The organism is Mesorhizobium sp. M2A.F.Ca.ET.039.01.1.1 (assembly GCF_003998035.1).
Taxonomy (GTDB): Bacteria; Pseudomonadota; Alphaproteobacteria; order Rhizobiales; family Rhizobiaceae; genus Mesorhizobium.
This window is the reverse complement of record NZ_RZRY01000391.1, coordinates 1-6,051: the sequence shown is the minus strand read 5'-3', so window position 1 is coordinate 6,051 and position 6,051 is coordinate 1. Positions and strand designations below refer to the sequence as shown.

Annotated in this window: 6 protein-coding genes; 3 read left to right on the top strand and 3 right to left on the bottom strand. The window is 62.3% G+C overall.

All coding sequences use genetic code 11. From position 1 onward, the window contains the following. Positions 1 to 258 precede the first annotated feature (258 nt). The 3 genes from rho to hemE form a co-directional block, all read right to left on the bottom strand. The gene (gene rho, locus EOA24_RS24715) at positions 259 to 1,524 is read right to left on the bottom strand and encodes a transcription termination factor Rho (RefSeq protein ID WP_127410150.1); all 1,266 of its coding nucleotides are present in this window, start codon (positions 1,522 to 1,524) and stop codon (positions 259 to 261) included. A gap of 179 nt (positions 1,525 to 1,703) precedes the next feature. Next, a complete protein-coding gene (hemJ, locus tag EOA24_RS24710) occupies positions 1,704 to 2,240 on the bottom strand; it encodes a protoporphyrinogen oxidase HemJ (RefSeq protein WP_126080353.1) in 537 nt (178 codons plus the stop codon). Then, positions 2,237 to 3,265, bottom strand: coding sequence for a uroporphyrinogen decarboxylase (hemE, locus tag EOA24_RS24705; protein WP_126080352.1), 1,029 nt, complete (start codon positions 3,263 to 3,265; stop codon positions 2,237 to 2,239). Before hemE ends, hemJ begins: the two co-directional genes overlap by 4 nt. A gap of 495 nt (positions 3,266 to 3,760) precedes the next feature. Here hemE and EOA24_RS24700 point away from each other — a divergent pair, with 495 nt between their 5' ends. The 3 genes from EOA24_RS24700 to EOA24_RS24690 form a co-directional block, all read left to right on the top strand. Next, a complete protein-coding gene (locus EOA24_RS24700) occupies positions 3,761 to 4,582 on the top strand; it encodes a pyruvate, water dikinase regulatory protein (protein WP_126080351.1) in 822 nt (273 codons plus the stop codon). Positions 4,583 to 4,877: 295 nt separating this feature from the next. Beyond that, complete coding sequence (locus tag EOA24_RS24695) at positions 4,878 to 5,477, top strand: Maf-like protein (protein WP_126080350.1); 600 nt, start codon at positions 4,878 to 4,880, stop codon at positions 5,475 to 5,477. Next, positions 5,470 to 6,051, top strand: a 582-nt coding sequence (locus EOA24_RS24690) for a shikimate dehydrogenase (RefSeq protein WP_133374596.1), incomplete at its 3' end; no start/stop codon positions are given. The genes EOA24_RS24695 and EOA24_RS24690, both read left to right, overlap by 8 nt.

Here is a 6,051-nt window from a genome sequence, read left to right as displayed (position 1 = left end):
CTTGTGGGGTGAGAGGCGGTCCGCGCAGCGGACGAAAAGCCAATTGATTGGCTTTTCGAGCTTCGAACGCCCTGAGCCTGCGAAGGGCCGGGCGGTGGATCGGCGCGCAGCGCCGAGACAGATGAGGGGTGTTCCAGCTGAGTGAGACGCTGGCGGATTCCGACTGGATAAGCGGCTGCGTCAAGCTGGAGCACCCCTCATCCGGCCGCTTCGCGGCCACCTCTCCCACAAGGGGAGAAGGGGGACCGCAGTCCCCAATCACGTATTCATCGAATCGAAGAAGTCCGCGTTGGTCTTGGTCTGCTTGAGCTTGTCGATCAGGAACTCGATCGCGTCGGTCGTGCCCATCGGCGCTAGGACGCGGCGCAGCACGAAGATCTTCTGCAGGTCCGATCGCGGCACCAGCAGGTCTTCCTTGCGGGTACCAGACTTGAGGATGTCGATCGCCGGATAGATGCGCTTGTCGGCCACCTTGCGGTCGAGCTGGATTTCGCAGTTGCCGGTGCCCTTGAACTCTTCGAAGATGACTTCGTCCATGCGGCTGCCGGTGTCGATCAGCGCGGTGGCGATAATGGTCAGCGAACCGCCTTCTTCGATATTGCGGGCCGCACCAAAGAAACGCTTCGGGCGTTGCAGCGCGTTGGCGTCGACACCGCCGGTTAGCACCTTGCCGGATGACGGCACGACCGTGTTGTAGGCGCGGCCGAGGCGGGTGATCGAATCGAGCAGGATGACGACGTCGCGACCATGCTCAACCAGGCGCTTGGCCTTCTCGATCACCATTTCGGCGACCTGCACGTGACGCGCGGCTGGCTCGTCGAAGGTCGAGGAGATGACCTCGCCCTTCACCGAGCGTTGCATGTCGGTCACTTCTTCAGGACGCTCGTCGATCAAAAGCACGATCAGGTAGCATTCCGGATGATTGGCGGTGATCGAATGCGCGATGTTCTGCAACAGCACCGTCTTACCGGTGCGCGGCTGCGCGTTGATCAGCGCGCGCTGGCCCTTGCCGATCGGCGCCACCAGGTCAATCACGCGCGGCGAGATGTCCTTGGTGGGGGGAGTGTCGACCTCCATCTTCAGCCGCGAGGTCGGGTAGAGCGGCGTCAGATTGTCGAAGTGTATCTTGTGCCGGATTTTTTCCGGATCGTCGAAATTGATGGTGTTGACCTTGAGCAGCGCGAAATAGCGCTCGCCCTCTTTCGGGCTGCGGATCGGTCCTTCGACCGTGTCGCCGGTCTTGAGCGAGAAGCGCCGGATCTGCGACGGCGAGATATAGATGTCGTCGGGGCCGGGCAGGTAGTTTGCGTTGGCCGAGCGCAGGAAGCCGAAGCCGTCCTGCAGCACCTCCACCACGCCATCACCGATGATCTCGATGTCCTGCGCGGCGAGCTTCTTCAGGATCGCGAACATCAGCTCCTGCTTGCGCATGACGCTGGCGTTCTCCACCTCGAGCGTTTCGGCGTAAGCGATCAGCTCCGGCGGCTTCTTGTTCTTGAACTCTGCGAGTTTCATTTCTTGCATTAGATAGACTCTGGGTAGGCTTTGGGGAGAAAAATCGGCTGAATACGACAAATGCCGGGCGCGGCCGAAAGCGAGTAAAGGGGGCGGCGCATGACGGGAAGGAAGACCCGTCTTTTATCGTCGGTCGCCCGAAAGAGCAAGCCGCCTTTTGCTGGGCTTCTTCTGGTTTTGGGGGGAGCCTAGAACGGCTTCACGACGACCAGGATGACGATGACGATCATCAGCAATGTGGGGATCTCGTTGACGATCCGCCAGTGCCTGGCCGGCTTTTCGTTCTTGTCCTCGGCGAATTTCCTGACCGCGCCGGCGAGATAGCCATGCAGACCCGACAGGATGAGCACCAGCGCGATCTTGGTGTGCAGCCAGCCGCCCTGGAAGCCGAAGCCTTTCCAGGCCAGCCAAAGGCCGAACACCCAGGTCACGATCATCGCCGGATTGATGATCCCCCTGAGCAGACGGCGCTCCATCACCTTGAAGGTCTCGGACTGCACCGAGCCTTTTTCGGCATCGACATGATAGACGAACAGCCGCGGCAGATAGAGCATGCCCGCCATCCAGGCGATCACCGCGATCACATGAATGGCCTTCGCCCAGAGATAGAAGCCGTCGCCAGCCACCAAATAGAGAAGGGCCGTCGCCGCCACGAGAACGACAATGCCGATCACCATGCGCTTCATCGCCTGGCCGGTGGTGTTCTCGTTGCTCACATTGCTCATCGGTGGCTCCTCACCATTTTCACCATCGCTTCGACATGGGCGACCGGCGTTTCCGGCGTGATGCCATGGCCGAGATTGAAGATCAGCGGCCCGCCGCCCAGTGTCCTCAGGATCGACTCGACGCCATCGGCCAGCGCCTTGCCGCCGGCGACCAGCCGCAGCGGATCGAGATTGCCCTGCACCGCGCCTTCGCGCTGCAGCTCCTTCGCCATGGACAAAGGCACGGTCCAGTCGAGGCCGAGACCGGCAATGCCGGTCTTCTTCCTGTAGTCGCGATAGCGTTCGCCGGCGCCCTTCGGAAAACCGATCACCGGCACGTCGGGATGAACCGCCTCCACCTGCCGCACGATCTCGGCCACCGGCTCGACGCAGAAAGCCTCGAAGGAGGGCTCGTCCAGCACGCCCGACCAGGAATCGAAAATCTGCACCGCATCGGCGCCGGCTTCGATCTGGCGGATGAGATAGGCAGCCGAATGATCGGCCAGTGTCTTCAAGAGCCTCGCGAAGGCCTCGGGCTCGCGATAGGCGAACAGCCGCGCCGGGCCCTGGTCGGGCGTCCCATGCCCGGCGATCATATAGGTCGCCACCGTCCATGGCGCGCCGCAGAAGCCGAGCAGCGTCGTCTCGTTGGGCAATTTCGCGCGCAGCCGGCGCACGGTCTCGTAGACCGGCTCAAGATTCACGTGAAACACATCGCCGTTCAGCGCCGCAATCTCGGCCGCCGAGATCGGCTTCAGGACCGGCCCGCGGCCTTCCTCGAAACGAACATCCCTTCCCAAGGCGTTGGGCACAACGAGAATGTCGGAGAACAGGATCGAGGCGTCGAAGCCGAAGCGTTCGATCGGCTGCAGCGTCACCTCGACGGCAAGGTCCGGATCATAGCAGAGATCGAGGAAGGATCCGGCCCGTTTCCTGGTCTTGCGATACTCCGGAAGATAGCGGCCTGCCTGGCGCATCATCCAGAGCGGCGGCGGTGAAACCGTCTCGCCCTTGAGGACGTCGAGCACGATCCGTTTCCCAGCCATCCAGCGCCCGCCTCTCTCTACAGCGCCGCGCGTCCTAAGACGCGCAAAGGACCCTGTAGCACTTTCATCTAGCGCATGATCCTTTCCGAACCTCCGGTTCGGGGTCATGCGCGGTCTCTTAAATCAAATATCTATTTTAAAAGAGTCTTCTGATTCTAAGAGTCTGTTGGTTGTGATGATTGCGACCTGTCCAGCCTGCGGCTCGAAAAGGCCAGTCAGCATATTGTCGCGTACTTGTTTTCGCAAACTGGAGGGATCTGGGGACAAGGACGATTCAGGCTTTCGAGTCAAACGCTTGGCCGGTCCGCTCCGATGTTCGGGTTGTGGATGAAATCGGCCCGGAAAAGTTGATCCCCAGTTTTGTCCCCAGCGCCGCGACAAAGCCTACAGCTGGTCGAATTGTGGACAAGCGGCCATCTGATACAGTCGCTTCCCTACCCAAGGCCCGCACATCCGGCCTTGTCCACAATTGCCCACAGCCTGGACCCATCCCTTGTGAACAAACCTCAGAGCTTCTTCCATCTGCACCTGATCTCCGACGCCACCGGCGAGACGCTGCTGGCCGCTGGCCGCGCTGCGTCCGCGCAGTACAAGGACGCGCGCGCCATCGAACATATCTATCCGCTGATCCGAACCGAGAAGCAGGTCGCCAAGGTCTTCGATGACATCGAGGAGGAGCCCGGCATCATCCTCTACACCGTGGTCGATCAGAAGCTCGCGCGCTCGATCGACGAGCGCTGCGCGGCCATGGGCCTGCCTTGCGTCTCGGTGCTGGAGCCGGTGCTCGCCGTCTTCCAATCCTATCTCGGCACGCCGGCCGGTCGCCGCGTCGGCGCCCAGCACGTGCTCGACGCCGAATATTTTCGCCGCATCGACGCGTTGAACTTCACCATGGAGCATGATGACGGCCAGCTGCCGGCCAATATGGACGATGCCGATATCGTGCTGATCGGCATCTCGCGCACCTCGAAGACGCCGACCTCGATCTATCTCGCCAATCGCGGCATCAAGACAGCCAACATCCCGATCGTGCTCGGCGTGCCGCTGCCCGAGAGCCTGATCTCCGCCAAGACGCCGCTGATCGTCGGGCTGATCGCGACGGCCGAGCGTATCTCGCATGTGAGGCAGAACCGCATCCTCGGCAACAGCGCCGCCTTCGTGCCGACCGACTATGTCGATCGCGCCGCCATCAACGAGGAGCTCGCGTATGCGCGTCAGCTCTGCACGAAGCATGGCTGGCCGATGATCGATGTCAGCCGCCGCTCCATCGAGGAAACGGCGGCGGCAATCGTTGCCCTGCGGGGCAAGACGCGGTAACGGAGATTGGCCGAGACGCCGGCTGCTTCGTCATCCTAGGGCGGAGCAAGGAGCGCAGCGACGCGGCGTAGACCCTAGGATCCATGCCATGACGTCGAAGTATTGCAACGGTGTAGAATTCTGCTCCGCTGCGCCCCTCGGCTGAGGTTACGGCATGGATCTTAGGGTCTTCGCAACGGAGCTTCGCTCCTGCTTCGCCCTAGGATGACGAAGTTCGTAGGGCCTTGGCCATTCTCCAAAGTTTGTGCTGGACCGCCGGACAAACGATGGGTCAACAGCGTCAGGGAACTAGTGCATGTCCGAAAAGATCATCCTCGCCTCCGGCAGCCCGTTCCGAAAGACCATGCTCGTCAATGCCGGCCTCGACATCGAGGCGGTGCCGGCAAATGTCGACGAGCGCGCCCTCGAGGCTCCGCTGAAAGACAGCGGCGTCTCGCCGGAAGACGTCGCCTCGATCCTGGCCGAGGCCAAGGCGACTGAGGTCAGTGAGCGGAGGCCCGGCTCCCTGGTGCTCGGCTGTGACCAGACGCTGTCGCTGGGCGACGAGGTCTTTCACAAGCCGGCCGACATGGAAGGCGCTCGCCGCCACCTGCTCGCGCTCTCGGGCAAGACGCATCAGCTGAACAGCGCGGCCGTGCTTTGCCGCGACGGCGAAGTGCTGTGGCGTCATGTCGGCATTGCCAACCTCACCATGCGCAAGCTCGACCCCGCCTTCATCGGCCGGCATCTGGCGCGCGTCGGCGCCAAGGCCCTGGGGAGCGTCGGCGCCTATCAGGTGGAGGGCGAAGGCATCCAGCTGTTCGAGAAGATCGAGGGTGACTATTTCACCATCGTCGGCCTGCCGTTGCTGCCGGTCCTGAAGGAGCTGCGCGCGCTGGGAGCCATCGATGGCTGAGAAAAAGGCCTTCGTTACCGGACATCCGATCGCCCATTCGCGCTCGCCGAAGATCCACGGCTATTGGCTCAATAAATACGGCATCGACGGCAGCTACCAGGCGATCGACGTCGCGCCGGCGGATTTCACCGATTTCCTCAAATCTCTCGGCGAGAACAGCTACCGCGGCGGCAATGTCACCATTCCGCACAAGGAAGCCGCCTTCGCCGGCGTCGCGCGCCGCGACCGTGCGGCCGATGAAATCGGCGCGGTCAACACGCTGTGGTTCGAGGACGACGTTCTCTGGGGCGGCAATACGGACGGCTACGGCTTTGCCGCCAATCTTGACCAGTATGCGCCTGGATGGGCAGTCAATGGGCCGGCCGTGGTACTGGGCGCCGGCGGCGCCTCCCGCGCCGTCATCCACGCGCTGAAAGAGCGTGGCATCAAGGACATCCGCATCGTCAATCGGACGCTGGCGAGAGCCGAGGAACTCAGCCGCCAATTTGGCCCTGGCGTCTCGGCGCATGGGGCAGTCGGCGAGTTGCTTGCCGATGCCGGCCTGCTCGTCAACACCACGGCGCTCGGCATGCAT

What these genes read in the sequence shown, in the direction of transcription:
- rho (WP_127410150.1), bottom strand. Translation starts at nt 1,524, where the DNA reads ATGCAAGAAATGAAACTCGCAGAGTTCAAGAACAAGAAGCCGCCGGAG.
- hemJ (WP_126080353.1), bottom strand. Translation starts at nt 2,240, where the DNA reads ATGAGCAATGTGAGCAACGAGAACACCACCGGCCAGGCGATGAAGCGC.
- hemE (WP_126080352.1), bottom strand. Translation starts at nt 3,265, where the DNA reads ATGGCTGGGAAACGGATCGTGCTCGACGTCCTCAAGGGCGAGACGGTT.
- EOA24_RS24695 (WP_126080350.1), top strand. Translation starts at nt 4,878, where the DNA reads ATGTCCGAAAAGATCATCCTCGCCTCCGGCAGCCCGTTCCGAAAGACC.